The sequence below is a fragment of the Streptococcus intermedius SK54 = ATCC 27335 genome (genome assembly GCF_000413475.1).
GTDB lineage: Bacteria > Bacillota > Bacilli > Lactobacillales > Streptococcaceae > Streptococcus > Streptococcus intermedius.
On the sequence record NZ_ATFK01000004.1, the window covers coordinates 19,101 to 43,088 of the forward strand.

At 37.9% G+C, this 23,988-nt stretch carries 20 protein-coding genes, 1 pseudogene and 1 other annotated feature; of the genes and pseudogenes, 17 read left to right on the plus strand and 4 right to left on the minus strand.

Annotated elements, in window-relative coordinates:
- Positions 1-40: 40 nt before the first annotated feature.
- Positions 41-1,126 carry a DEAD/DEAH box helicase gene (locus tag HMPREF1654_RS05530; RefSeq protein WP_003077018.1) on the minus strand — a complete coding sequence of 362 codons (1,086 nt, stop codon included), beginning with the start codon at positions 1,124-1,126 and terminating at the stop codon, positions 41-43.
- The gene (locus HMPREF1654_RS05535) at positions 1,113-2,102 is read right to left on the minus strand and encodes a Gfo/Idh/MocA family protein (RefSeq protein WP_003072403.1); all 990 of its coding nucleotides are present in this window, start codon (positions 2,100-2,102) and stop codon (positions 1,113-1,115) included. The genes HMPREF1654_RS05530 and HMPREF1654_RS05535 overlap by 14 nt, the downstream gene beginning before the upstream one ends.
- A gap of 104 nt (positions 2,103-2,206) precedes the next feature.
- Here HMPREF1654_RS05535 and udk point away from each other — a divergent pair, with 104 nt between their 5' ends.
- Positions 2,207-2,842, plus strand: coding sequence for a uridine kinase (udk, locus tag HMPREF1654_RS05540; protein WP_003076593.1), 636 nt, complete (start codon positions 2,207-2,209; stop codon positions 2,840-2,842).
- Positions 2,843-3,330: 488 nt separating this feature from the next.
- Here udk and pepT read toward each other — a convergent pair whose 3' ends face one another.
- Positions 3,331-4,554, minus strand: a complete 1,224-nt coding sequence (gene pepT, locus HMPREF1654_RS05545) for a peptidase T (protein ID WP_003076598.1) — start codon at positions 4,552-4,554, stop codon at positions 3,331-3,333.
- Between the two features lie 378 nt (positions 4,555-4,932).
- Here pepT and hemH point away from each other — a divergent pair, with 378 nt between their 5' ends.
- On the plus strand, positions 4,933-6,027 hold the full coding sequence (gene hemH / locus HMPREF1654_RS05550; RefSeq protein WP_016670398.1) for a ferrochelatase: 1,095 nt from the start codon (positions 4,933-4,935) through the stop codon (positions 6,025-6,027).
- A gap of 603 nt (positions 6,028-6,630) precedes the next feature.
- Here hemH and HMPREF1654_RS05555 read toward each other — a convergent pair.
- Positions 6,631-7,446, minus strand: coding sequence for a Cof-type HAD-IIB family hydrolase (locus HMPREF1654_RS05555; RefSeq protein WP_003076476.1), 816 nt, complete (start codon positions 7,444-7,446; stop codon positions 6,631-6,633).
- Positions 7,447-7,582: 136 nt separating this feature from the next.
- Here HMPREF1654_RS05555 and lepA point away from each other — a divergent pair, with 136 nt between their 5' ends.
- From lepA to HMPREF1654_RS05630, 15 genes and pseudogenes are all read left to right on the plus strand, one after another.
- A complete protein-coding gene (gene lepA / locus HMPREF1654_RS05560) occupies positions 7,583-9,406 on the plus strand; it encodes a translation elongation factor 4 (RefSeq protein ID WP_003076236.1) in 1,824 nt (607 codons plus the stop codon).
- Positions 9,407-10,125: 719 nt separating this feature from the next.
- The gene (gene murB / locus HMPREF1654_RS05565) at positions 10,126-11,028 is read left to right on the plus strand and encodes a UDP-N-acetylmuramate dehydrogenase (protein WP_003076465.1); all 903 of its coding nucleotides are present in this window, start codon (positions 10,126-10,128) and stop codon (positions 11,026-11,028) included.
- 95 nt (positions 11,029-11,123) lie between these two features.
- Positions 11,124-12,281, plus strand: a complete 1,158-nt coding sequence (locus tag HMPREF1654_RS05570; protein ID WP_003076856.1) for an ABC transporter ATP-binding protein — start codon at positions 11,124-11,126, stop codon at positions 12,279-12,281.
- Complete coding sequence (locus HMPREF1654_RS05575; RefSeq protein ID WP_003076384.1) at positions 12,262-13,068, plus strand: ABC transporter permease; 807 nt, start codon at positions 12,262-12,264, stop codon at positions 13,066-13,068. Before HMPREF1654_RS05570 ends, HMPREF1654_RS05575 begins: the two co-directional genes overlap by 20 nt.
- On the plus strand, positions 13,065-13,838 hold the full coding sequence (locus HMPREF1654_RS05580; RefSeq protein ID WP_003076493.1) for an ABC transporter permease: 774 nt from the start codon (positions 13,065-13,067) through the stop codon (positions 13,836-13,838). Before HMPREF1654_RS05575 ends, HMPREF1654_RS05580 begins: the two co-directional genes overlap by 4 nt.
- Positions 13,835-14,905 (plus strand): ABC transporter substrate-binding protein, encoded by a 1,071-nt coding sequence (locus HMPREF1654_RS05585; protein WP_003076371.1) that lies wholly within the window; start codon positions 13,835-13,837, stop codon positions 14,903-14,905. The genes HMPREF1654_RS05580 and HMPREF1654_RS05585 overlap by 4 nt, the downstream gene beginning before the upstream one ends.
- Positions 14,906-15,285: 380 nt before the next feature.
- A complete protein-coding gene (locus tag HMPREF1654_RS05590; RefSeq protein WP_003072425.1) occupies positions 15,286-16,362 on the plus strand; it encodes an aspartate-semialdehyde dehydrogenase in 1,077 nt (358 codons plus the stop codon).
- Positions 16,363-16,407: 45 nt separating this feature from the next.
- Entirely contained in the window at positions 16,408-17,289 is an 882-nt protein-coding gene (gene dapA, locus HMPREF1654_RS05595) for a 4-hydroxy-tetrahydrodipicolinate synthase (RefSeq protein ID WP_003076556.1), read from the plus strand.
- Between the two features lie 1,062 nt (positions 17,290-18,351).
- Positions 18,352-19,278, plus strand: a complete 927-nt coding sequence (locus tag HMPREF1654_RS05610) for a cysteine peptidase family C39 domain-containing protein (protein WP_003076373.1) — start codon at positions 18,352-18,354, stop codon at positions 19,276-19,278.
- An 87-nt stretch (positions 19,279-19,365) separates the two neighbouring features.
- Positions 19,366-20,208 (plus strand): AraC family transcriptional regulator, encoded by an 843-nt coding sequence (locus HMPREF1654_RS05615; RefSeq protein WP_003076550.1) that lies wholly within the window; start codon positions 19,366-19,368, stop codon positions 20,206-20,208.
- A 155-nt stretch (positions 20,209-20,363) separates the two neighbouring features.
- Positions 20,364-20,498 (plus strand) — a sequence feature (ribosomal protein L10 leader region).
- A 36-nt stretch (positions 20,499-20,534) separates the two neighbouring features.
- Positions 20,535-21,035, plus strand: coding sequence for a 50S ribosomal protein L10 (gene rplJ, locus HMPREF1654_RS05620; RefSeq protein ID WP_003029380.1), 501 nt, complete (start codon positions 20,535-20,537; stop codon positions 21,033-21,035).
- A 71-nt stretch (positions 21,036-21,106) separates the two neighbouring features.
- On the plus strand, positions 21,107-21,475 hold the full coding sequence (gene rplL, locus HMPREF1654_RS05625) for a 50S ribosomal protein L7/L12 (RefSeq protein WP_003076254.1): 369 nt from the start codon (positions 21,107-21,109) through the stop codon (positions 21,473-21,475).
- A gap of 274 nt (positions 21,476-21,749) precedes the next feature.
- Positions 21,750-21,887: pseudogene (locus HMPREF1654_RS10235) on the plus strand (DUF5962 family protein); the annotation flags it as partial.
- 104 nt (positions 21,888-21,991) lie between these two features.
- Positions 21,992-22,096 (plus strand): DUF5966 family protein, encoded by a 105-nt coding sequence (locus HMPREF1654_RS10240; protein WP_225791053.1) that lies wholly within the window; start codon positions 21,992-21,994, stop codon positions 22,094-22,096.
- A 159-nt stretch (positions 22,097-22,255) separates the two neighbouring features.
- Positions 22,256-23,830, plus strand: a complete 1,575-nt coding sequence (locus tag HMPREF1654_RS05630) for an ATP-binding cassette domain-containing protein (protein ID WP_003076454.1) — start codon at positions 22,256-22,258, stop codon at positions 23,828-23,830.
- Positions 23,831-23,988: the final 158 nt, after the last annotated feature.

Consider the following 23,988-nt stretch of genomic DNA (forward strand, 5'->3'; position numbering starts at 1 on the left):
GATAGGATGATTACTTCCTATCTCTTTTTCTATAACATTTTTATTTCAGATAAAGTTCACGGTTTTTTAAGATAATTTCTTGAACTTGGGCATATTTTTGAAGTGTTTTTAATTCTTCTGGGTGGCTGATGAATGTAATGACAGATCCTTTTTTGCCCATTCGTCCAGTTCGCCCAGCACGGTGTGTATAGGTTTCAAGGTCGATAGGTAGGTCATAGTTGATGACGCATTCGAGAGAATCAATATCAATTCCTCTAGCTACTAAGTCAGTAGCTAGTAACAGCGTAAGTTCGTCATTTTTAAACTGATCTAAGATAACCTTGCGGAATTTTATGTTGACATCACTAGCTAAGGATACAGCCTGAATGTGACGATATTGTAATTTTTCCTCTGCACTTCCTAAGTTTGAAAGGATGTTGAAAAAGACAAGAGCACGAAATTCTGATACATGAGCGAGCTTTCGCAAGTATTCAACTTTGTCGCGTTGTTTGACCTGCATATAAAAATGCTGAATATTATCAAGTTGTTGATTGTCTAATTTGATTTGAAGTGTATTTTCAGCAAGTTTCTTTTGATCAAATTTAGCAGTCGCACTCATATAAATCAATTGATGTTCACGAGGTACATGATGTAGAATATGTTGAATAAAATGATATTGCGAATCACTAAGTAACTGATCAAATTCATCCAGAACGATTGTATCAACATTCATCATTTTTATTTTTCGAAGTTTGATAAGTTCAAAGACGCGTCCAGGTGTTCCAATGAGAATTTCTGGCCCTTTTTTTAAACGTTCAATTTGTCGCTTTTGACTGGAACCGGATAGAAATAATTGAGTTGTTAAGCCAAGTGGTTCAGCCCACATTTTGGTGACGTCGAAAATTTGTCCAGCAAGCTCTGTATTGGGAGCCAAGATTAGTAATTGCTGGGATCTCTTGGGCTTTAGCTTTAGAAGGTTGGGAAAAAGATAGGCAAGTGTTTTTCCAGTTCCGGTAGGGCTTATCCCAAGGACATTTTCTCCTTCTGTAATAGGCGAAAAGAGTTGCTCTTGAATAGGAGTTAAATGCTCAAAGCCAAGTTTGGTGAGTTGATTTTGCCAAATTTTCGGAAAATTAGTTGTTATCATGATCAGCCTCAAATCTAATGCCAGCATCTTGTCGCATGCTAAACAGAATTTTATGCACAGTAGTAGCAGCATCTAGCCAATTTTGGTAAGTTTCTTGTTTTATCTCACCACTTAATACTTGAGCGAATTGTTTGGCTTCTTCTGCCATGGTGTGAGAAGAGCGCGTAATTTCAAGAGTCTTTTTCTCTTTATTTAAATCTTGAAAAACAGCCGATGTGATAAATTCAATCGAATTTAAGGTCAATGTACCGTCTGTTGTGTAAATCTCGGCAGGGAAAAAGCTATTGATATTTTTTCCAGTTTGGATAGTCACTTGAAATTCTGGATAGATCAAGCTTCCTATCCCATTTAAATCGATAGTATTTGGCAACTGTTGAGCGGTGTAATAAGCACTTGCTGGCGCTCCAAACAGCCGTACAGCAGCATAGATAGGATAAATACCTAAATCCATTAGAGCACCGCCTGAAAACTTAGCAGAAAAGACGTTTGGCTCTTGTCCAGCTAACAGAGCTGGCATTTTGGAAGAATACTTCGCATAGGTGAAATGTGCCCCAAGAATCGTTTTATTTTTGAGAAAGTCTGTGATGATGTCAAATGCTTGTTCATGATAGTTTCGAGCTGCTTCAAAAATGTAAACATGTTGTTCTTGAGCTAATGTTACCAATTCAGCCCATTCTTCTGGGCATGAAACAGCAGGTTTTTCCACAATCACATGCTTATTCGCTAAAATAGCAGCTTTTGCTTGAGGAAAATGTAGAGAATTTGGGCTTGCAATATAGACAATATCAATAGAGCTTGCTAAAAAATCAGCTATGTCTGTACTACACTGGACATCTGTATAATGACTGGCAAATGTTTGAGCGGTTTGTATTGTTCGTGAATAGACCGTAGTCAGTTGATACTGTTTTGTCGAATGAGCAGCCTTGACAAATTGGTGAGCAATATCGCCTGTTCCAATTGTTCCGAGTTTTAACATCATGATCTCCTTGTGTTTAATCTTGTTATTTCTTTTGTGTTACCTCTTTCATTATATCATGATTTGGTGTAAAATAGATAGGATGATAAGAAATGGAGTGAATAATGCAAAATAGACCGATTATTATTGGTGTGACAGGTGGGTCTGGCGGTGGTAAGACGAGTGTTTCAAGAGCCATTCTTTCAAATTTTCCAAATGAAAAAATTTCTATGATTGAGCATGATTCCTATTATAAGGACCAATCTCATTTGACATTTGAAGAGCGAATCAAGACCAACTATGATCACCCTTTCGCTTTTGATACAGACTTGATGATTGCACAAATCAAGGAATTGTTAGCCGGACGTCCAGTAGACATTCCGACTTATGATTATACAGCTCATACACGTAGCGATAAGACCTATCGTCAAGTTCCGCAAGATGTCTTTATTGTAGAGGGGATTCTTGTTTTAGAAGATAAACGTTTGCGTGATTTAATGGATATTAAGATTTTTGTGGATACAGATGATGATGTTCGGATTATTCGCAGGATTAAACGAGATATGGATGAACGCGGTCGCAGTTTAGATAGTGTGATTGAGCAATATCTAGGTGTGGTAAAACCCATGTATCATCAGTTTATCGAGCCCACTAAGCGCTATGCAGATGTGATTATTCCAGAGGGAGCATCTAATACGGTAGCGATTGATTTGATTACAACAAAAATTGAAAAAATCTTGCAAGAAGCAAGGGAACAATAAAAAGGAAGTCTAGTGAGAAATTGCTAGACTTTTTAAGTTATGAGAATGAATGTTGGCAAAAGGAAAAGGAAGTTTCGTGCATATTTGATATCTTTTGTATGTTTGCTGACTTTTGTATTGGAGGAGCTACAAAATAATGGTTGTGAGCTAAAGCAAAAAACTTGTTTTCTTAGTAGCTAGCTAAGTTGAGTTGCTTTGAGAAAGAAGAAAAAGTGAGGCAGACAACGATATTGGCTTTTAGTTTTTGGGGGTGCTAAGGGAGCAAAATGGACTTTGAAACATTTTTAAGGATTCTTTCATTGCTTTTGCTTTGCAGTCGTACAGGATTTCTATCTGGTCAGCATTCAATCTTTTTATTGTCTTATTGATTGATTTTTTATGGGTCTAATGGTAAGGCCTTTTAGTAAATTAAAATGGGAGTGGACGAAGAGAAAAAACCTTTAGTTCTACCATAATAGGAGCTAAAGGTTTTTCTATTTGATTGGGAGCTACTCATCTTTGTAGGAAACAATACCAATAATAGTATCAACGGCACGTTCCATTGTTTGCAGACTGACGTATTCGAAGCGTCCATGCATGTTTTCACCACCGGCAAAGATATTTGGTGTTGGAATCCCCATAAAGGAAATTTTAGAGCCATCCGTCCCGCCACGAATAGGTTCAATAATCGGTTTGATGTCCAATTTGTTCATGACTGCTTTTGCGATATTGATTGGTGTCATGTCTTTTTCAATGACTTGGCGCATATTGTAGTATTGATCTTTCAGTTCTAAATGAACCCGTTCACCACGTTTTTCGTTCATTTTATTGGTAATGGAGCGCATGAATTCTTTGCGTTTTTCAAAGGTTACTGTATCAAAGTCACGAATGATATAACTTGCTTTTGCTTCCTCAACAGTTCCTTCTACATTCATAAGATGATAGAAGCCTTCGTAGCCATCTGTTAACTCAGGGCGGTCACCATTTGGCAATTGATTATGAAAGTCAATAGCTAATTGCAGAGCATTAATCATTTGGCCTTTGGCTGTCCCTGGGTGGACATTGCGTCCTTGGAAAGTGATTTCTGCACTAGCTGCAGAGAAAGTTTCAAATTGAAGTTCTCCAAGCGGGCCACCGTCAACCGTATAAGCGAAATCTACATCGAAATCTATCGCATCAAACTTGTCAGCTCCAACACCAATTTCTTCATCTGGACCAAAACCAACTCGAATTTCGCCGTGTTTGATTTCCGGGTGACCTGATAGATACTCAATTGCTGTCATAATTTCAGCGATACCTGATTTATCATCAGATCCAAGAAGAGTCGTTCCATCGGTTGTAATTAAGGTTTGTCCTTTGTATTTTTTCAAACTAGCAAAATCAGCAGGGTCAAGATTAAAACCAGACTGCCCAAGCGGAATCACTTCGCCATCATAATTTTCAATAATTTGTGGATTGACACCTTCTGCGTTGAAATCTGCGGTGTCCATGTGAGAAATAAGACCGATTTTGCGCGTGAAACTTGGGTCATTTGCAGGAAGAGTACCGATGGCGTAGCCGTTAGGTAAGTAGTAGACATTTTCCAAGCCGACCCGCTTCATCTCAGGGATGAGGATATTAGTCGCAAAGTCCACTTGACTCTGGGTGCTGGGAGTAGTAGTGGAGGTCTCGTCTGAGCGTGTATTGACTTTAACATAAGTCAGAAAACGGTTTAAAAGATTAGGGTATTTCATAAAAACTCCTCTTTCATTTATTCAAATCTATTTTAGCATAATTGGGGAAAGGTGAGAAATATTTTTTACTGCTGTCGCTTCTAACTAACGTCTTAAAAACCATTTTATATAAGCGTTAAAAAATATGAATTTCACAGGGAAGGCTTTAAAAGATGAAGTCGCAAACTATTTTTCAGTTCTGGAGAGCAGCAATCCGTTCTGTTTTATTTTTGTTTTTCAATTGTTAAAATGTCTGAATTATTAAATTTGTATTTTCTTCGTAGAGAATGGGATTTTAGGCTATTCAAGTCTTTTTTAAGATGTTAAAATGAAAGAAATTACAAGTAAACCATTGAAAGGCTAGTTTGGTTTTCACAAGGGGATTGAAGAGGAAAGATGATGAAGAAAGCAGTTCTAATGATGACTTTTGGCTCGCCAGAGGAGATTAGCTTTGAGGGAGTGGCTGAATTTTTTACCAATATTCGCCGCGGTGTCAGGCCGCAAGACCATGAGATTCAGACCCTCTATGATAACTATGTCCTCATCGATGGAACGCCTCTGCAGCGTATCAGTCTAGAAGAGGTGGAAAAGGTCCGTCAGCGTTTATCTGGTGAATATGCGGTTTATTTTGCCAATAAATTCTCACGTCCTTTTATCCCAGACGTGATTGAGCAGATGGAAGAGGATGGTATTGAGGAATGTATCTGTTTGATCCTAGAGCCGCATTTTTCTTACTATTCTGTCATGGGCTATGAGAAGTTCATCCAGAGTGATCGCATCCACTTTAATATCATTAAGGAATGGTATCAAGAAGAAGCTATTCTTGATTATTGGGCAGAGGAACTGAGAAAGATTCTTACAGAAGAGGTTGGAGAGGAGACCTTCAAGATTTTCTTTTCAGCCCACAGTGTGCCTATTCTGGCTTTAGATTTTGGAGATCCTTACATTGATCAGATCTATGACAATGCCCGCTTGATTACTGACAGGTTGGGTTTGACAGAGGAGGATTATCTCAATGTTTGGCAGAGTGAGAGTGACATTGGACTCCCTTGGATCAAACCTGACGTGCTGGACTACATGCGCCAGCAAGAAACACATCCTCAGCATTATATTTTTGTGCCGATTAGCTTTATCAGTGAGCATATAGAGGTCCTTTTTGACAATGACGTGGAGTGCAAGGAACTTTGCGAAGATCTGGGTGTTGCCTATCATAGACCGCCTATGCCCAATGCAGATGACCGTTTAATTGAGGCCCTGATTCAAAGTATTCGCCGCCATGAGCATGAACCCTTCAAAGAATGTTTTCCAGAAGAAGAAACCTTTGATGAATTGCAGCCGTCGGAGGAGAGCAGTCAGATTCTGGCAGAAGGTGCAGAGCTGAAAATGCCAGATTTTGTCAAGAAATTGATTGAGAAAAAAGGACGCGAAAATGTTAAAATGCCATACTTTGTCAAGAAAATGCTGGAGAAAGCAGGAAAACTGCCTAAAAGCTGATTATGCATTTTCGTTGCTGACTTTATAACATGATTTCAGAAGGGAAATTCGCGATACTTTGGCACCAAGATTTGATCAGGGAACTGCTTTGCCAGTAGTCTTTGTGCCAGCACTAAGAATATGTAACTTTACATGGAGGAAAGCCGTTGCGATGGCCAATTATGTTTTTGGACATAATCCTTATCGGCTTTATGTTTATCATTTTCTAATTATGGAGGAGATGTAGCGGAGCACTCTGGCTGGATTAGGATCATTGTGTTAAGATCTGTTTACTGCACCGTATCAGCAGCTTTCTGACAGAAGCTAGGCATTCCCATCTTACCAACTACCTGCAAGTATACTGGAAAATGTGAAAAAAGAAGGGATAGAGATTTTCTAATCTCGATACTTTTTAGATTGCAACAAAAAAAGGCTGAGACACTTTTGTTTCAGCCTCGCTTTGTTCTGATCAACAGTTTCCCAGATTGTTTAATCTAACAAGGTAATAAAAGATAAACTAAGTAATAACAAAATAATGTGAAAGATCCTTTTAATCTCAGTCTAGAGGCAAGAGGATGAAGTAAAATTTTAAAAAATTACTTCTGTCCCACCATCTTTTATATCTCATTGATTCAAAATAAACTTTTCAATAGCTGTGGCGACACCGTTCGCATCATTGGTATCTGTCACATAATTGGCTAGTTTTTTAACATGATCGCTAGAATTGCCCATAGCAACGCCAAGACCTGCAAATTGGATCATTTCAATGTCGTTGTTGGCATCACCAAGTGCCATAATTTCTTGAGGTTCAATCTCTAAGTGTTGAGCTAATTGCTTAAGAGCTGTTGCTTTAGTAGTGCCCTTTGGCATGGCTTCGTAAATGACCGGTTGTGAGCGAACACCGCTGAAACGTTGAGAAATCTGCGAACCAAATTGTTTTTCAAAGGTATCTAACTCATTAGGCTGGGCTAAAAACATAGCTTGAAATATAATATTTTTACCGCTGATAGCTTCTTCGAGACTGATTTCTGTTGGGGTTGTGAAGACAAGGCTAGCGTCATAGGTGACTAGGTCGCTTGGTTTTTCGTCAACTACTAAATAGCGTTCTTCGTCAAAAAGAGTCAGTTGGGCAGGAGTTTGCTTGGCGATTCTGTCCAGATAAAGCATATCCTCTGCACTTAGCTCTTTCCAATCAACAAGCTTCCAATCCTTTGTTTGATGAGTGGAGCAGCCGTTATTGATAATGACATATTCATTATCTCTACTCAGTCCTAATTGTTCATAATAAGGTTTCACTCCGACTAGAGGGCGGCCTGTACAAAGAACCAGCTTTACTCCATGTTCGACAGCTTGATGAATCGCTTGAATATGTGCTTGGGGAATTTCTTTTTGACTATTTAAAAGCGTACCGTCCATGTCTAATGCGATTAGTTTAATCATAGCATTCTCGTTTCTGTAAATGTATTTATTTTTATTATAGCACAAATGAAACGGAATATGGCATGCCTTTTCAAGACTGGTAAAAGTCACCTTTCTTATGTTATAATAAATAGAATACCCGAAAAGGAAGAGAAAAATGAATGTAGATGAATTAAAAAAGCGGCAGGAGCGGATTCGGAATTTCTCCATCATTGCTCACATTGACCACGGTAAGTCAACCTTGGCAGATCGAATTTTGGAAGCGACGGATACTGTATCCAGCCGGGAAATGCAAGCTCAACTTTTAGATAGTATGGATTTGGAAAGGGAGCGGGGCATTACTATTAAGCTCAATGCGATTGAACTCAATTATAGAGCTAAGAACGGTGAAACTTATATTTTTCATTTGATTGATACACCAGGGCATGTGGACTTTACTTATGAAGTATCGCGATCGTTGGCAGCCTGTGAAGGGGCTATTCTGGTGGTCGATGCAGCACAAGGTATTGAAGCACAAACTTTAGCCAATGTTTATCTTGCCTTAGATAATGATTTGGAAATCTTACCAGTTATCAATAAAATTGACCTTCCAGCTGCTGATCCAGAGCGAGTTCGAACAGAGATTGAAGATGTCATTGGTTTGGATGCAAGCGAAGCTGTGTTGGCTTCGGCTAAAGCTGGTATCGGGATTGAAGAAATCTTGGAGCAAATCGTGGAGAAAGTTCCTGCACCGACAGGCAATGTGGCAGCACCGCTCAAGGCTCTCATTTTTGATTCGGTTTACGATGCCTATCGTGGAGTAATCCTGCAAGTGCGGGTTATGGACGGTGTGGTCAAGCCAGGAGATACCATTCAGCTCATGAGCAATGGTAAGACCTTTGACGTGACTGAAGTCGGCATCTTCACTCCGAAAGCCATTGGTCGTGATTTCTTGGCTACTGGGGATGTTGGTTATATTGCAGCTTCGATTAAGACTGTTCAAGATACTCGGGTTGGTGACACAGTGACTTTGGCAGATGATCCAGCAGATGAACCGCTTCATGGCTACAAGCAAATGAATCCTATGGTTTTTGCTGGCCTCTATCCTATTGAGTCCAATAAGTACAATGACTTGCGTGAGGCTTTGGAAAAACTCCAGCTGAATGATGCTAGTCTACAATTTGAACCAGAGACATCTCAGGCACTAGGTTTTGGTTTTCGTTGTGGATTCTTAGGCTTGCTACACATGGATGTCATTCAGGAGCGCTTGGAGCGCGAGTTTAATATTGATCTGATTATGACAGCACCTTCTGTTATCTATAAGGTCAATATGACAGATGGTACCTCGCTTGATGTGTCTAATCCGAGCGAGTTTCCGGAGCCAACCAAGATTGAGTCAATCGAGGAGCCTTATGTTAAAGCTCAAATCATGGTGCCACAGGAATTTGTTGGAGCAGTGATGGAGTTGGCTCAGCGCAAGCGCGGTGACTTTGTGACCATGGACTATATTGATGAAAATCGGGTCAATGTCATCTATCAAATCCCGCTGGCGGAAATCGTTTTTGACTTCTTTGACAAGCTCAAGTCTTCTACTCGTGGTTATGCTAGTTTTGACTATGAAATTTCAGAATATCGTAAGTCTAATCTTGTCAAGATGGATATTCTCCTCAATGGTGACAAGGTTGATGCTCTTAGCTTTATTGTTCACAAGGAATTTGCTTATGAACGTGGAAAATTGATTGCCGAAAAATTAAAGAAAATTATCCCACGTCAGCAATTTGAAGTGCCAATTCAAGCCGCTATCGGTCAGAAAATTGTGGCTCGGACAGACATTAAAGCCCTGCGTAAAAACGTCTTGGCTAAGTGTTATGGTGGTGACGTATCCCGGAAGCGTAAACTCCTAGAAAAACAAAAAGCTGGTAAGAAACGGATGAAAGCGATTGGCTCTGTTGAAGTACCACAGGAAGCCTTCCTCAGTGTTCTCAGTATGGATGACGAATAATTTTTTATAAATACGAAAGAAGCTAATAATACATCTCAAAATCTCAAGTTTGTTGTAATTAATAATGAACAACACAGTGTCTATTTTAGTCTTTGAAGAGTGGGACAGAATCAAAATTTGACAATCTTTGGTTCTGTTCTACTCTATTTTTAATTATTCAGAAAGTGTTTTTTTAACATAAATATAATAAGAGGACAGGAGGTTATGATAAATAAAAGAAAGTAATACTTCATGATATGTTTAACACTGTTAGTTAGCGTTTCCCTTGTGGACTGTAGTTCAAAAGGAACAGTTGTGCAGATGATAACGAAGCCTATCAAGTGAATCTCGTAATGAAATTAAGGCAGTACCTGATTAACTGAATTTTCAAAAGAGACGAGAAAGATTCTCTTATTGCGTTTGAAAGTGATCGAAAGACACTCGTAACGTTCATTTCTTATATTGAAACGAGATGGAGTTTGAGTAAAGAAAACTCAAAGATTTAAAGAAAAAATTTCAACTTGGTAGTCAAACCTAAACATTGAGAGAGCGGGAAGAAGTTGATTTCTATGAAATCATGGATTGTCTCTCGCTCTCTTTTAAATAGCCAATGACATCTACAAGGAAAGAATTTTACAATTATTTTTAGGAGTGATTAAGAGAATATTTTTCTTTAATTTATCGTAAATATTTCTTAAATTTGGTATAATAAAGTGAATTTTGTTTAAGAGAGAGAAAATATGTCAACTTTAGAAATGTTAAAATCGGAATTGAATGGAATTGATGTTCGCTTCAATGAACCTTTAAAACAATATACATATACAAAAGTAGGTGGAGCTGCTGATTATTTGGTTTTTCCACGAAATCGTTATGAATTGGCACGAGTGGTGAAATTTGCTAATCGGGAACAGATCCCTTGGATGGTGCTAGGGAATGCAAGCAATATCATCGTTCGTGATGGTGGTATTCGTGGATTTGTGATTATGTTTGATAAGTTAAATAATGTGGCAGTAGATGGTTATACGATTGAAGCAGAAGCAGGTGCCAATCTGATTGAGACGACTCATGTTGCACTTCATCACAGTCTGACAGGTTTTGAGTTTGCTTGTGGTATTCCAGGCAGCATTGGCGGTGCTGTTTTTATGAATGCTGGTGCTTATGGGGGCGAAATTGCACATATTTTACTTTCTTGTAAGGTGCTGACGCGCGATGGAGAAATCAAGACTCTCAGTGCTCAAGATATGAAATTTGGTTATCGCCGTTCATATGTTCAACAGACAGGAGATGTGGTAATTTCTGCCAAGTTTGCCCTAGCGCCAGGTATGCATCGTGTGATTCGTCAGGAAATGGAACGATTGACACATCTTCGTCAATTGAAGCAGCCTTTGGAGTATCCTTCTTGTGGGTCTGTTTTTAAGCGTCCGACGGGACATTTTGCAGGGCAATTGATTAGTGAAGCAAATTTAAAAGGATACCGTATTGGCGGGGTAGAAGTTTCTACAAAGCATGCAGGTTTTATGGTCAATGTTGATAACGGAACAGCTGCTGATTATGAAAATTTGATTGCACATGTGATTGAGGCTGTCAAAGTTCAGTCAGGTGTTACCTTGGAAAGAGAAGTTCGAATTATTGGTGAGAAGTGATAATAATATTGAACTTTTTGATAACATCTCCAAGAAAATGAGTCAAGACAAGACTTTAAACTGTCAATCTATGAAAAAGAAGGAATTTATGGCAATTGAACAAACCAATCATTGAATTTAAAAATGTATCAAAAGTTTTTGAGGATAATAATACAGTTGTCTTAAAAGACATCAATTTTGAATTAGAAGAAGGGAAGTTTTACACTCTTTTAGGTGCTTCTGGATCAGGAAAATCAACCATTCTAAATATCATCGCTGGCTTATTGGAAGCATCAAGCGGTGATGTTTTTCTTGACGGCGTCCGAATCAATGATATTCCGACCAATGAACGTGATGTGCACACAGTGTTTCAGTCTTATGCCCTTTTTCCTCATATGACCGTTTTTGAAAATATAGCATTTCCGTTGCGTTTGCGTAAGGTTGAAAAAAAAGAAATAGAGCGTCGTGTTACGGAAGTTTTGAAAATGGTGCGTTTAGATGGTTTTGGGAAACGATCTATTCGTAAATTGTCCGGTGGACAGCGGCAACGTGTCGCAATAGCACGTGCTATTGTCAATGAACCACGTGTTGTTTTGTTGGATGAACCTTTATCTGCATTGGATTTAAAGTTACGGACAGATATGCAGTATGAATTACGGGAATTGCAACAGCGTCTGGGAATAACCTTTGTCTTTGTTACTCATGACCAAGAAGAGGCGCTGGCTATGAGTGACTGGATTTTTGTTATGAATGAGGGAGAGATTGTTCAGTCAGGAACACCTGTTGATATATATGACGAACCTATCAATCACTTTGTAGCGACCTTTATCGGCGAATCTAATATTCTTCCAGGAAAGATGATTGAAGACTATCTGGTTGAGTTCAATGGCAAGCAATTTGAAGCAGTAGATGGAGGGATGCGTCCTAATGAGCAGGTGGAAGTGGTCATTCGTCCAGAAGATTTACAAATTACGCTTCCAGAAGAAGGGAAACTACAAGTTAAGGTTGATACGCAACTTTTCCGCGGAGTGCATTATGAGATTATCGCTTATGATGACTTGGGTAATGAGTGGATGATTCATTCGACTCGCAAGGCCATTGTCGGAGAAGAAATCGGGCTAGATTTTGAACCGGAAGATATTCATATTATGCGTCTCAATGAAACAGAAGAAGAGTTTGATGCTCGGATTGAAGAATATGTCGAGATGGAAGAGCAGGAAGCAGGCTTAATCAATGCTATTGAGGAGGAGCGCGATGAAGAAAACAACCTCTGATCTTTTTGTTGCTCCTTATATTCTTTGGATTCTATTGTTTGTATTAGCGCCTGTTGCCATGATTGTTTGGCAGTCGTTTTTCAATATTGAAGGTCACTTTACTCTTGAAAATTATAAGACCTACTTCGCTTCGCAAAATCTAACCTATCTTAAAATGAGTTTGAATTCAGTCTTGTATGCAGGAATTATCACAGTTGTTACCTTGGTAATTAGTTACCCTACTGCGTTTTTGTTGACACAATTAAAGCATAAACAGCTTTGGTTGATGCTCATTATTTTACCGACCTGGGTGAATTTGTTGCTCAAAGCTTACGCTTTTATCGGGATTTTTGGACAAAATGGTTCAGTCAATCAGTTTTTAAGTTTTATCGGGATTGGTTCTCAGCAAATTTTGTTCACAGACTTTTCTTTTATTTTTGTTGCTAGTTATATTGAGCTACCCTTTATGATATTGCCGATTTTTAATGTCTTAGAGGACATGGATGAGAATCTGGTTCATGCTAGCTATGATCTGGGCGCCAATCGCTGGCAAACGTTTCGTCATGTGGTTTTTCCACTTTCTATGAATGGAGTGAGAAGTGGTGTTCAGTCTGTCTTTATTCCTAGCCTCAGTCTCTTTATGCTGACGCGTTTAATTGGTGGCAATCGAGTTATTACACTTGGTACAGCGATTGAGCAACATTTCCTAACTACGCAAAATTGGGGCATGGGCTCAACGATTGGTGTTGTCTTGATTGTAGCTATGCTCGTTATCATGTGGGCAACAAAAGAAAGGGGGGAACGATGAAAAAAACAGCTAGTATTTACTTAACAGTCGTCTTCTTAATTCTTTATTTACCGATTTTCTATTTGATTGGCTATGCCTTTAATGCTGGTGAGGATATGAACAAGTTCACAGGGTTTAGCCTAATACATTTTCAAAAGATGTTCAGCGACAGTCGTCTGATGTTAATCTTGGCACAAACTTTTTTTCTGGCTTTTTTGTCTTCTTTGATTGCAACAGCTATCGGGACGTTTGGTGCTATTTATATTTATCAGGCAAGAAAAAAATATCAAGAAGCCTTTTTGTCGGTCAATAATATTTTAATGGTAGCACCAGATGTTATGATTGGTGCGAGTTTCTTGATTTTATTTACAACCGTCAAATTTCAATTAGGTTTTCTATCTGTTCTGGCCAGTCATATAGCTTTTTCAATCCCGATCGTAGTCTTGATGATTTTGCCGCGACTAAAAGAGATGAATGATGATATGATTAAAGCAGCCTATGATTTAGGAGCAAATCAAGTTCAGATGTTAAAGGAAATCATGTTGCCTTATTTGACACCAGCGATTATTGCAGGATATTTTATGGCATTTACCTATTCTTTGGATGATTTTGCCGTGACATTCTTTGTAACTGGGAATGGTTTTTCAACTTTGTCTGTTGAGATTTATTCGCGAGCTCGCCAAGGAATCTCACTGGAAATCAATGCTCTCTCTGCTTTAGTATTTCTTTTTAGTATTCTTTTAGTAATTGGCTATTACTTTATTTCTCGTGAGAAGGAGGATGTGGCATGAAAAAACTTTATTCGTTTTTAATAGGTATTATTGCCATTATCCTTGTTCTCTGGGGATGGAGTCGCCACATTGAAAGTCGTACAAAAAGAGGATTTGGTGACAAATTAGTCATCTATAATTGGGGAGATTATATTGACCCAGAACTATTAACAAAATTTACTAAAGAAACTGGTATTCAGGTTCAATATGAAACCTTTGATTCCAATGAATCCATGTACACGAAGATTAAACAAGGTGGGACAACCTACGATATTGCTATTCCCAGTGAATACATGATTTCTAAGATGATGTCGGAACGATTATTAGAAAAGCTGGACCATTCGCAGATTAAAGGGCTAGAAAATATTGGCAAAAGGTTCTTAAATCAATCGTTCGATCCTAAAAATCAATATTCTATTCCTTACTTTTGGGGAACGCTAGGTATTGTTTATAATACTGAATTGGTGAAAACAGTTCCTAAGCATTGGAGTGACTTGTGGCGACCTGAATATAAAAACTCTATCATGATGATTGATGGAGCACGCGAAGTGATGGGTATCGGCCTAAATGCCCTAGGCTATAGTTTAAATTCTAAAAATCCCAAGCAATTACAAGAGGCAGTTAACAAACTCTATAGATTGACACCAAATATCAAAGCAATTGTAGCAGATGAGATGAAGGGGTATATGATTCAAAATAATGCGGCCATTGGTGTTAGTTTCTCTGGGGAGGCACGGCAAATGTTAGCAAAAAACGATAAACTTCGTTACATTGTCCCCACAGAAGCCAGCAATCTTTGGTTTGATAATATCGTCATTCCTAAGACGGTTAAAAATAAAAAAGCTGCCTATCAATTTATCAACTTTATGTTAAAACCTGAAAATGCCTATAAAAATGCTTTGTATGTTGGTTATTCAACACCAAATGTACCAGCTAAGGCAATGCTCCCTAAAGAAGTACAGGAAGATAAAGCTTTTTATCCAGATGAGGAAACTTTGAAGCATTTAGAAGTCTATCAACAACTCGGCGCAAAATGGTTGGGGATTTATAACGATTTGTATCTTCAAATGAAGATGTATCGGAAATAAAAAACAGTGAGAATTTCTTCAAATTTCGTTAGTATTAATAGTCCGAGAGTTTGTGAGAGGTGACAGATGATGAAAGTGAAATTTGTCAATTTTCTTATAGCTTTTCTTACGGATTTTGTCAGTTTCATCTCAAATCTTAAATGCTCTATCGGAACTTTTGTTCCCTCTTTCTTCCCCTCTAACCTCAATTGTCTGAAATATGAGATTTACGCAGCGAACATCTTTAAGGCTGTTTGTCAACTGTAGTGAATGCCTTAGCATCAGTATGAGAAAGAATCAAATCGGTTCTTTCTTTTTTCTTATAAGTCTTTTCAATTTATTAGAAAAGTAGTATAATACCAGCAATACACAAATTTTTTGAAAATTCAGAGAGGTATGTTATGGGATACACAGTTGCTGTGGTGGGGGCTACAGGTGCCGTTGGGGCTCAAATGATCAAAATGTTAGAGGAGTCATGCCTTCCAATTGAAAAAGTACGCTATTTGGCTTCAGTCCGTTCGGCAGGGAAGAAGCTGCGTTTTAGAGACCAAGAAGTGATCATTGAGGAAACAACTGAGGAAGCTTTTGCTGGTGTGGATATTGCCCTTTTTTCAGCAGGTGGATCAACGTCTGCCAAATATGCACCTTATGCTGTAAAAGCAGGTGCAGTTGTAGTGGATAACACCTCTTATTTTCGACAAAATCCGGATGTTCCATTAGTGGTTCCCGAGGTCAATGCGCATGCACTTGCCAACCATAAAGGGATTATTGCTTGTCCAAACTGTTCAACCATTCAGATGATGGTAGCTCTTGAGCCAGTTCGTCAGAAATGGGGCTTGGAGCGTATTATTGTATCGACCTATCAAGCTGTATCTGGAGCTGGTATGGGTGCTATTCTTGAGACCAAACGTGAACTGCGTGAGGTTTTAAATGATGAGGTGGCTCCGCGTGATCTTAAAGCTGAAATCCTACCTTCTGGCAGCGACAAAAAACACTATCCAATTGCTTTCAATGCTCTGGCGCAAATCGATGTCTTTACGGACAATGACTATACCTATGAAGAGATGAAGATGACGAATGAGACCAAGAAAATCATGGAAGATGATACGATTGCAGTTTCTGCAACCTGTGTTCGTATTCCGGTTCTATCAGCTCATTCAGAATCTATTTATATCGAAACAAAAGAGAAAGCTTCTATTGAGGAAGTGAAAACAGCGATTGCAAACTTTCCAGGAGCAGTATTGGAAGATGATGTTGCTCATCAAATTTATCCCCAAGCTGTCAATGCTGTTGGGAAACGAGAGACATTCGTTGGACGAATTCGTAAGGATCTGGATGCCGAAAAAGGAATTCACATGTGGATAGTGTCAGATAATCTTTTAAAAGGGGCAGCTTGGAACTCTGTACAAATTGCTGAAACTCTACATGAGCGTGGATTGGTCCATCCAACAGCGGATCTTGTTTTTAAATTGATGTAAAACATGAGATAGAGTGGGATCTTGTAAACTAGGAGGACGATAGTTATGTCTATAGAAGATTTAAAAAAAGCAAGAATAATTACAGCACTTGTCACACCTTTTAAAGGGGATGGTAGTATTAACTTTGAAGTTCTTCCTAAATTAATTGAACATCTTTTAGCGCATCATACAGAAGGATTGATTATCGCAGGAACGACTGGCGAAAGCCCAACTCTGACGCATGAAGAAGAGTTGGAATTATTTGCAGCAGTTCAAAAGATTGTAAAAGGACGCGTTCCGTTGATAGCTGGAATTGGTACAAATGATACTCGAGACTCCGTTGAATTTGCGCGTGAAGTTGATAAATTTGGTGGTTTTGTTGCTGGTCTTGCTGTGACTCCTTATTACAACAAACCGACTCAAGAAGGCTTATATCAGCATTATAAAGCGATTGCGGAGGCTTCAAATCTGCCAATTATTGTTTATAATGTTCCTAGCCGAACGGTTGCTGGTTTGACAGTAGAAACTACCTTGCGCTTGGCACAATTGCAAAATATTATTGCTATCAAAGACTGTACAGGTATAGAGCCCCTGACTCATTTGGTTGAAAATGCTCCAAAAGACTTTCTAATTTATACTGGAGAAGATGGACAAGCTTTTCATGCAAAGGCTATTGGAGCTCAGGGAGTTGTATCTGTGGCAGCTCATACCAATGGAGATGATTTTTATGAAATGTTTGCAGCTTTAGATAAGGGTAACCTAGAAAAAGCTGCTCAGATTCAACGTCAGTTATTACCCAAAATAGAAGCTCTCTTTTCCATAACAAACCCAGCTCCACTTAAAACTGTGCTAAATAATCAAGGTTTTGAAGTCGGATCACTCCGCCTCCCATTGGTTGCTTGTACAGAGCAAGAAAAAGCCGTTATTCTTTCAGTTTTTGAAGATTGAAGGAAGCGTTTTAGGTTTGTAAAATGTTGGGAACATTTACGATGAACTAGTGAATTTTTTATTACGGAGGACTTTAGCATTTAAATCTGCAAGAAGAAATGTTTGAAAAGACAAAACTAGGCTGAATGGAAAGACTGATATTACAAGATTGTCATATTTTCTGTTATGATGAGATAAAAGTGGGAGATTTAGTATAATAGAAATGGATAAATTGAAAGTTGATGAGAAGTTGGAGCATATTAAGAAAAGAAAATTGAGAATCAGTTCCATTGAAATTATGGCGATTTTAGGATTATTAATTTGGCTACTCACAATATTTTTAAGAAAATATTATTCAATTAATTCAGTTGTTCCTATATGTTATGTGGAGGAGCATGGATTGCAACAGCTATGCTAAAACAACCTTTTAGTCCAACATTCAGTGCAAATAAAGTCTCAACTATTGAATTTTCTAAAAAGACACTTATGTATATATGTATAGTGGTTGTACTGAGGTCTTTTATTAATGAGTTATTACCATTGGGTAATACTAGTGTAGTATTTGACGTATACGATGTGCTTGCTACTGTACTAGCGGAAATTATAGCTTTTAGCATACTTGTCATTCTAAAAGAAAAGACTTTAATAGATTACCGTTGATTTTGGGAAGATTAAAAAGCCAGTGTCGAACTGAACAAGGAATAAAAACACATTAGACGGTAGAATGAAACATTCTATCGTCTTTTCGTATTAGTTCTTACCATTTTCTCTTTTTCCGACAATTTAATAAATCTACGAATCAAAAGGGATAGCTTTTCACTCCAATTATAAAAAACGATCAAAAAGTCTTGTAATTTTTTTCTTATGTTACCATTGTTAATAGTTAGAAAAAATTGTCAATTAGTGCAGTAAAAGCTTAGCCTTTGATGTGTTTAGACAATAGTTTCATTTTTTAATAGCTGTTTTGATTTACAATAAAACATGTGAAATTTCTTTCTTCTACGCAAACCTATAAATTCCGTACAAATTTGATGGGGGGATAAATTTTCCTATCGTTTATACTATAGGCAAGGAGGTAGGAAGATGAATTTATACTTTGGTGATATTCCGATTTGTTATTCTCATTCGACGGCTATGGCCTTACAGGCTGCGGGCTATGATTTTCGCTCGGACTACCTAGAAGCTATCATGGTCATGGGTAATGGATCTACCCTTGTGAAAAAAGATGACAGACATCCTTTGGTTTTCTTTGATAATGGCATGCCAGATGAGTCCATTAGTCATTGTTTACAAATTCTTGGATTTGACTATGAGGAGTTTTTCTGTGATTCTTCAGAGCCAGTCAATGTGATAGAACTAAAAGAAAAACTCAAGACATATCTAGACCATGGCTCTGTTATTGTAGGTCCTTTGGATATGGGATATCTGACTTATAATCTCAATTATAACCATCTACAAGGTGTGGATCATTTTGTTTCAGTTTATGACATGGATGAGGATTGGATTTATTTCCATGATCCGGCAGGCTATCCTTGTGTGAAAATGGATTTTCGTGATTTTTGTAAAGCGTGGAAAGCAGAAGCGATTGACTATAAAAGAGGAGCTTATTCCATGTGGGGAAATTTGCAAAGAAATAAGCTTCCAACAAGTCAGGAGATTTATCACAGTGTATCTGTTATCATGAAACAACGATATGAAAATGGTGAGGTTGGTATAATTGAGGACTATGCTAAAACTATTCGAGCAAACGGCTTAAATGCGGAACAAAAACAACTCCATCAATTTTTTTCATTTCGTTTGGCAGCAGTTAGAAGTCTTTACTTGAGTCAATTTTTGAAAGATTATGATCCTGTCAGAGCAGACTTGAAGGAAAAAATTGCTGTGCTTTTTAGCCAAGCCTATCTGGACAGCAGGCAGGAAGCCTATAATTCTTTAGCAGATACCCTGATGGAGATTGCCCAATTGGATGGACAGTTTAGGAATTTGTGCCTTCAATGTATCAAGGGATAAAACTCTGAAAGATTATTGTACTAAAGGTAAAGAAGTTAGAGATTTTGGTATCTTTACATAGGATAGAAAAATGAATAGAGGTAAAATATGCAGATAATTCAATTTTTTAATGAAACAATTAACTACATTGAAAGTGTGCTGGATAGCGAAATAGATGAAGATAAAATTACCCATTTATCCACTTATTCTTATCCTATGTTTAGCAGACTATTTTCTATATTAACAGATACACCATTGTCAGAGTATATTAGAAGTAGAAGGTTGACAGAAGCGGCTGTTTTACTGAGAGATACCAATATTAAAGTTATTGATATAGCGATGAAGTATGGATATGAATCATCTGATTCATTTGGGACTGCATTCAAAAAATTTCATGGATTTACACCTTCAGAGGTAAGAAATGGAAAACCATTCAAAATAGTTTCACGAGTGCAGCTAGCACTAAGTGTAAGAGGAGGAAGAAGTATGAACATCACAATTCAAAAGAAAAATTCATTTACAGTTGCAGGTAGGAATGAACAAAATATCAATTCATCATTATGTCCGAGTGTTTGGAATAAACTATATGGAGAATATCGTCATGATGAATTAGCAAGATTGGGAGAAGGTCAAAGTGTCGGTGTTTGTTACAATGTAGAACAACCAAGTACTATTAATTACATAGCAGGGTATATCGTTACAGATGTAGATAAAGCAAAAAGTATGGGTTTAGATGTTTTGAAAGTTGAAGAAGCGGAATATGCCATTGTAGAGTTAACAGGAAGTGTTCCGGAATGTATTCATAATGGTTGGAAATATGCAATAGAAGTATTTTTCCCAGAACATGGTTATGTCCATTCAGGAAAACCTGACTTTGAATATTATTATGAAGGGGATATGGATAGTAAAGACTACAAAATGGAACTTTGGATTCCAATTGTAAAAGCATAATAAACATAAGATAGTTAGAGCAGATCTTTATGGTCTGCTTTTTTATTTTTCCAATAATTTAATAAATCTGCTAACTAAAAAGAATAGATTTTCGTTCTAATTATAAAAATTATTAAAAACTCTTGCAATCTTTTTTTTCTTATGTTACAATCATTAATGGTTTGAAAAAACTGCCTAAGACAGTAGGGGAGCTCGACTCATAAAAATCCTACCGAGGACAAAACGGATCATGTAAAAGAAACGTATTGTACTTTCGTGTCTAGGTTTGGGCGCGTTTTTCTTTTGGAAAATCCCCAAGCAAAATAATTACGGAGGTGAAACACTAAATGAGTGAAGCAAGTATTGCAAAAAAAGCGGAACTAGTTGATGTAGTTGCTGAAAAAATGAAAGCAGCTGCAAGTATCGTTGTTGTTGATGCTCGTGGTCTTACAGTTGAACAAGACACAGTTCTTCGTCGTAATCTTCGTGGAAGCGAAGTTGAGTATAAAGTTATCAAAAACTCAATCTTACGTCGTGCAGCTGAAAAAGCTGGACTTGAAGGCCTTGCTGATGCTTTTGTTGGACCATCTGCTGTTGCATTTTCAAATGAAGATGTTGTAGCACCAGCAAAAATCATCAATGATTTTACTAAAGAAGCTGATGCACTTGAAATTAAAGGTGGGGCTATTGAAGGTGCTGTTGCATCTAAAGAAGAAATTGTTGCTCTTGCAACTCTTCCAAACCGCGAAGGACTTCTATCTATGCTACTATCTGTACTTCAAGCGCCAGTTCGCAACGTTGCTCTCGCAGTCAAAGCTGTTGCAGACAACAAAGAAGAAGCGGCTTAATGTTAAGTTGCGCGTAGCCTATGCTACAAACTAATAATAAAATAACGAAAATATATTTGGAGGAAATAACAATGGCATTGAACATTGAAAATATTATTGCTGAAATTAAAGAAGCTTCAATCCTTGAATTGAACGACCTTGTAAAAGCTATCGAAGAAGAATTTGGTGTAACTGCAGCTGCTCCTGTAGCTGTAGCTGCTGCTGGTGCTGGTGAAGCCGCAGCTGCGAAAGATTCATTTGATATTGAATTGACTGCAGCCGGTGACAAGAAAGTTGGCGTTATCAAAGCTGTTCGTGAAATCACAGGTCTTGGACTTAAAGAAGCTAAAGAACTTGTTGATGGAGCACCAACTGTTCTTAAAGAAGGTGTTGCAGCGGCAGAAGCTGAAGAAATCAAAGCGAAATTGGAAGAAGCTGGAGCTTCAGTTACTCTTAAATAAGGAGTACATACCAATTTGGGAGTGGAATCCCGATTTACCAGTCTTTGATTGCGATAAGCAAATGAAAAAAACAGGTTAAATCATTTGATTCCCTGCTAAAAATCCCTGTCAAAATTTGTTTGGCAGGGATTTTTGTTTTTTTAAAGAATTATTTATCTCAAGCGAGAACTGTTTTCATAATTCTCGCTTTTTTGCGTTTAAGGAGGAAGCATGCAGAAGGAAATACAATCGTCATGTTACATCGTGATTTCCTATCTAGTCCGACAAATGGGGATACCAAGTTTATAAGGAACTCAAAGAACATTACGAGGAAGTGACTGGGGGACTCTTCTCGAAGAGAGAAATCACTAGTCAACTAGAAATTGCCCTCCAAGAGCACCGTGAAGTAGACTTTGAAGACCATGAAAGAGAAAGATTATCTGATTCTTCCTCTCATTCCCATGGCTGTGAGAGTGATTGCCTTGATTCTTTGGTGACCCCTAATCCTAGCAAGTGGGCTATTCTTGATGGACTAGCCTGTGCTATCCTTTTACAGAGGTCTACGGATTCTATCTTCTCTTTAAAGAACCCGAGCTTTATACAGCAGATCTGACACAAAATGAATTTCTGAGTTTTACTTGACTCATTATTTTAATAGATGTATAATGCATTTAAAGAAAAACAAAGAACTTCCTAAGAGATCAGAAACTGTAACCAATACTTGTAATATTTGCAGTTAATAGATTAGAAACGGTAATATGGAGAGGAATGCTAGCCTCTCTATTTTTCTAGGAGGACATTATGAATAAAATTTTTCACTATCTGGATAAGAAAACGAAATTTTATACTGTCATCGGGGCACTGGCAAATGGAGGATTGGCTCTTGCTCAACCTTTAGTAGTATCTCGAGCTTTGTCCTTAAACCAAGGAGAACTAACCTATTTTAAGATAGTGCAATTTGCTCTTTTTGGTTTTACAGTCTACTTTGTCTTGTATAGCTTGATGCTCTTTTGCAATCACACGCATAACGTATTTCGACGTGAGATTCAGATGAATATGAGAGCAGATTTATTTGGTAAGTTAATGACAAATAAGGATTATAGTGAAGATGAAAAAATCACCATGCTCACACAGGATATGGAGTATTTGGGGGATAATTATTTAGAAAAGTACATTAACATAATTTGCTGGGGATTTGTTGCTTTACTAACAGCAATTTATATTATTACGCAAAATCTGTTACTGGGGAGTATTTTTGTCTTCTTTACTATCTTACGCCCTATTCCTCAATATTTAATGAACAAAAGGCTCAAACATACTGGTGACGATATGGCTCAAGGCAGAGTGGAGGTTCATAATCAGGTATCTGACAGCATCCGAGGGGCGCAGACTCTGCTTATGAATCAAGCGATTCTGGAAAATAGACAAAAATTATGGAATGTAAATTGGAAATATCAACGAGCTATCCAAAACTTTTGCTTCACCCATAATATCGTCTTCTTTTGTAATGGCTTTATGGTATTTCTGAGTCAGGTTTTACCGCTTGTGTTAGGTTTCTTCTTTGCCATGAATGGTCATAGGGTATCTGTCGCTAGTCTTGTCGCCATGTATATCGCAGCTGGTCAGTTGGTGAGTCCTATCCAGACAATCATGTATGATACAGTAGATATCCAAGGGGCAAAAACGACTGCGGACAAGATTTATGGAGTATTAGACAGTAAAGATGATAAACAACTGGCGAAAGATGATATGCAAGAACTTCGTGCCCTGCACATCCAAAATTTAAGTAAATCTTATGGTAGCAGACAGCTTTTTACCCATCTGAATTTGGACATCCAAACTGGTCAGAAAGTTTTAATCAAGGGACCGAGTGGCTGTGGGAAATCGACCTTGTTTCGGATAATTATTGGTGAGGAGCAGGCTGATGAAGGTCAGATTACTGGTGTGACAACAACTAATAACTATACATCTCATTTTGTATCTAGTGTTGGTATTATTAGCCAGCATCCATTCCTTTTTAATGACACAGTTCGATATAATTTGACTTTGGGACAAGTCTTTTCTGATGAAGATTTGTGGTTTGTTTTAAAACAAGTCAAGCTCGACAATGAATTAACAGAAGGGTTGGACTTTATTGTCAGTAACAATGGTGACAATATTTCGGGTGGTCAGAGGGTTCGGATAGAACTGGCAAGATTTCTCCTGCGTAAAAAGGATGTTTTACTAGTAGATGAGGTAACCGCTGCTTTGGACGAGGAAAACAGCCAGATGGTGCGTGAGCTACTGTTTTCTCTACCTGTTATGATGCTAGAAATTGCTCACCATATTGAGGATGAAAGTAGATATAATCAAATTTTAGACTTAGGAAAATATTGAGCTATTTTTGATAGCTCTTTTTTTGTGATAGAAGCTCCAAGCTATATATAATACGCTTGAGCTAATTTATAGAAAGTATAGGAAAACTCCCCTTATAGTTTTAGTGAATTTTTGTTTTTTCATTGTCCACTATAAGGGGAGTATATCACATCACGGCG

Bases quoted from the DNA above. Each gene is read 5' to 3' on its own strand.
- HMPREF1654_RS05585 (WP_003076371.1), top strand. From the start codon at position 13,835: ATGAAAAAACTTTATTCGTTTTTAATAGGTATTATTGCCATTATCCTT.
- udk (WP_003076593.1), top strand. From the start codon at position 2,207: ATGCAAAATAGACCGATTATTATTGGTGTGACAGGTGGGTCTGGCGGT.
- HMPREF1654_RS05580 (WP_003076493.1), top strand. From the start codon at position 13,065: ATGAAAAAAACAGCTAGTATTTACTTAACAGTCGTCTTCTTAATTCTT.
- lepA (WP_003076236.1), top strand. From the start codon at position 7,583: ATGAATGTAGATGAATTAAAAAAGCGGCAGGAGCGGATTCGGAATTTC.
- hemH (WP_016670398.1), top strand. From the start codon at position 4,933: ATGAAGAAAGCAGTTCTAATGATGACTTTTGGCTCGCCAGAGGAGATT.
- pepT (WP_003076598.1), bottom strand. From the start codon at position 4,554: ATGAAATACCCTAATCTTTTAAACCGTTTTCTGACTTATGTTAAAGTC.
- rplJ (WP_003029380.1), top strand. From the start codon at position 20,535: ATGAGTGAAGCAAGTATTGCAAAAAAAGCGGAACTAGTTGATGTAGTT.
- HMPREF1654_RS05555 (WP_003076476.1), bottom strand. From the start codon at position 7,446: ATGATTAAACTAATCGCATTAGACATGGACGGTACGCTTTTAAATAGT.
- dapA (WP_003076556.1), top strand. From the start codon at position 16,408: ATGTCTATAGAAGATTTAAAAAAAGCAAGAATAATTACAGCACTTGTC.
- HMPREF1654_RS05590 (WP_003072425.1), top strand. From the start codon at position 15,286: ATGGGATACACAGTTGCTGTGGTGGGGGCTACAGGTGCCGTTGGGGCT.
- HMPREF1654_RS05575 (WP_003076384.1), top strand. From the start codon at position 12,262: ATGAAGAAAACAACCTCTGATCTTTTTGTTGCTCCTTATATTCTTTGG.
- murB (WP_003076465.1), top strand. From the start codon at position 10,126: ATGTCAACTTTAGAAATGTTAAAATCGGAATTGAATGGAATTGATGTT.
- rplL (WP_003076254.1), top strand. From the start codon at position 21,107: ATGGCATTGAACATTGAAAATATTATTGCTGAAATTAAAGAAGCTTCA.
- HMPREF1654_RS05610 (WP_003076373.1), top strand. From the start codon at position 18,352: ATGAATTTATACTTTGGTGATATTCCGATTTGTTATTCTCATTCGACG.
- HMPREF1654_RS05630 (WP_003076454.1), top strand. From the start codon at position 22,256: ATGAATAAAATTTTTCACTATCTGGATAAGAAAACGAAATTTTATACT.
- HMPREF1654_RS05530 (WP_003077018.1), bottom strand. From the start codon at position 1,126: ATGATAACAACTAATTTTCCGAAAATTTGGCAAAATCAACTCACCAAA.
- HMPREF1654_RS05615 (WP_003076550.1), top strand. From the start codon at position 19,366: ATGCAGATAATTCAATTTTTTAATGAAACAATTAACTACATTGAAAGT.
- HMPREF1654_RS05535 (WP_003072403.1), bottom strand. From the start codon at position 2,102: ATGTTAAAACTCGGAACAATTGGAACAGGCGATATTGCTCACCAATTT.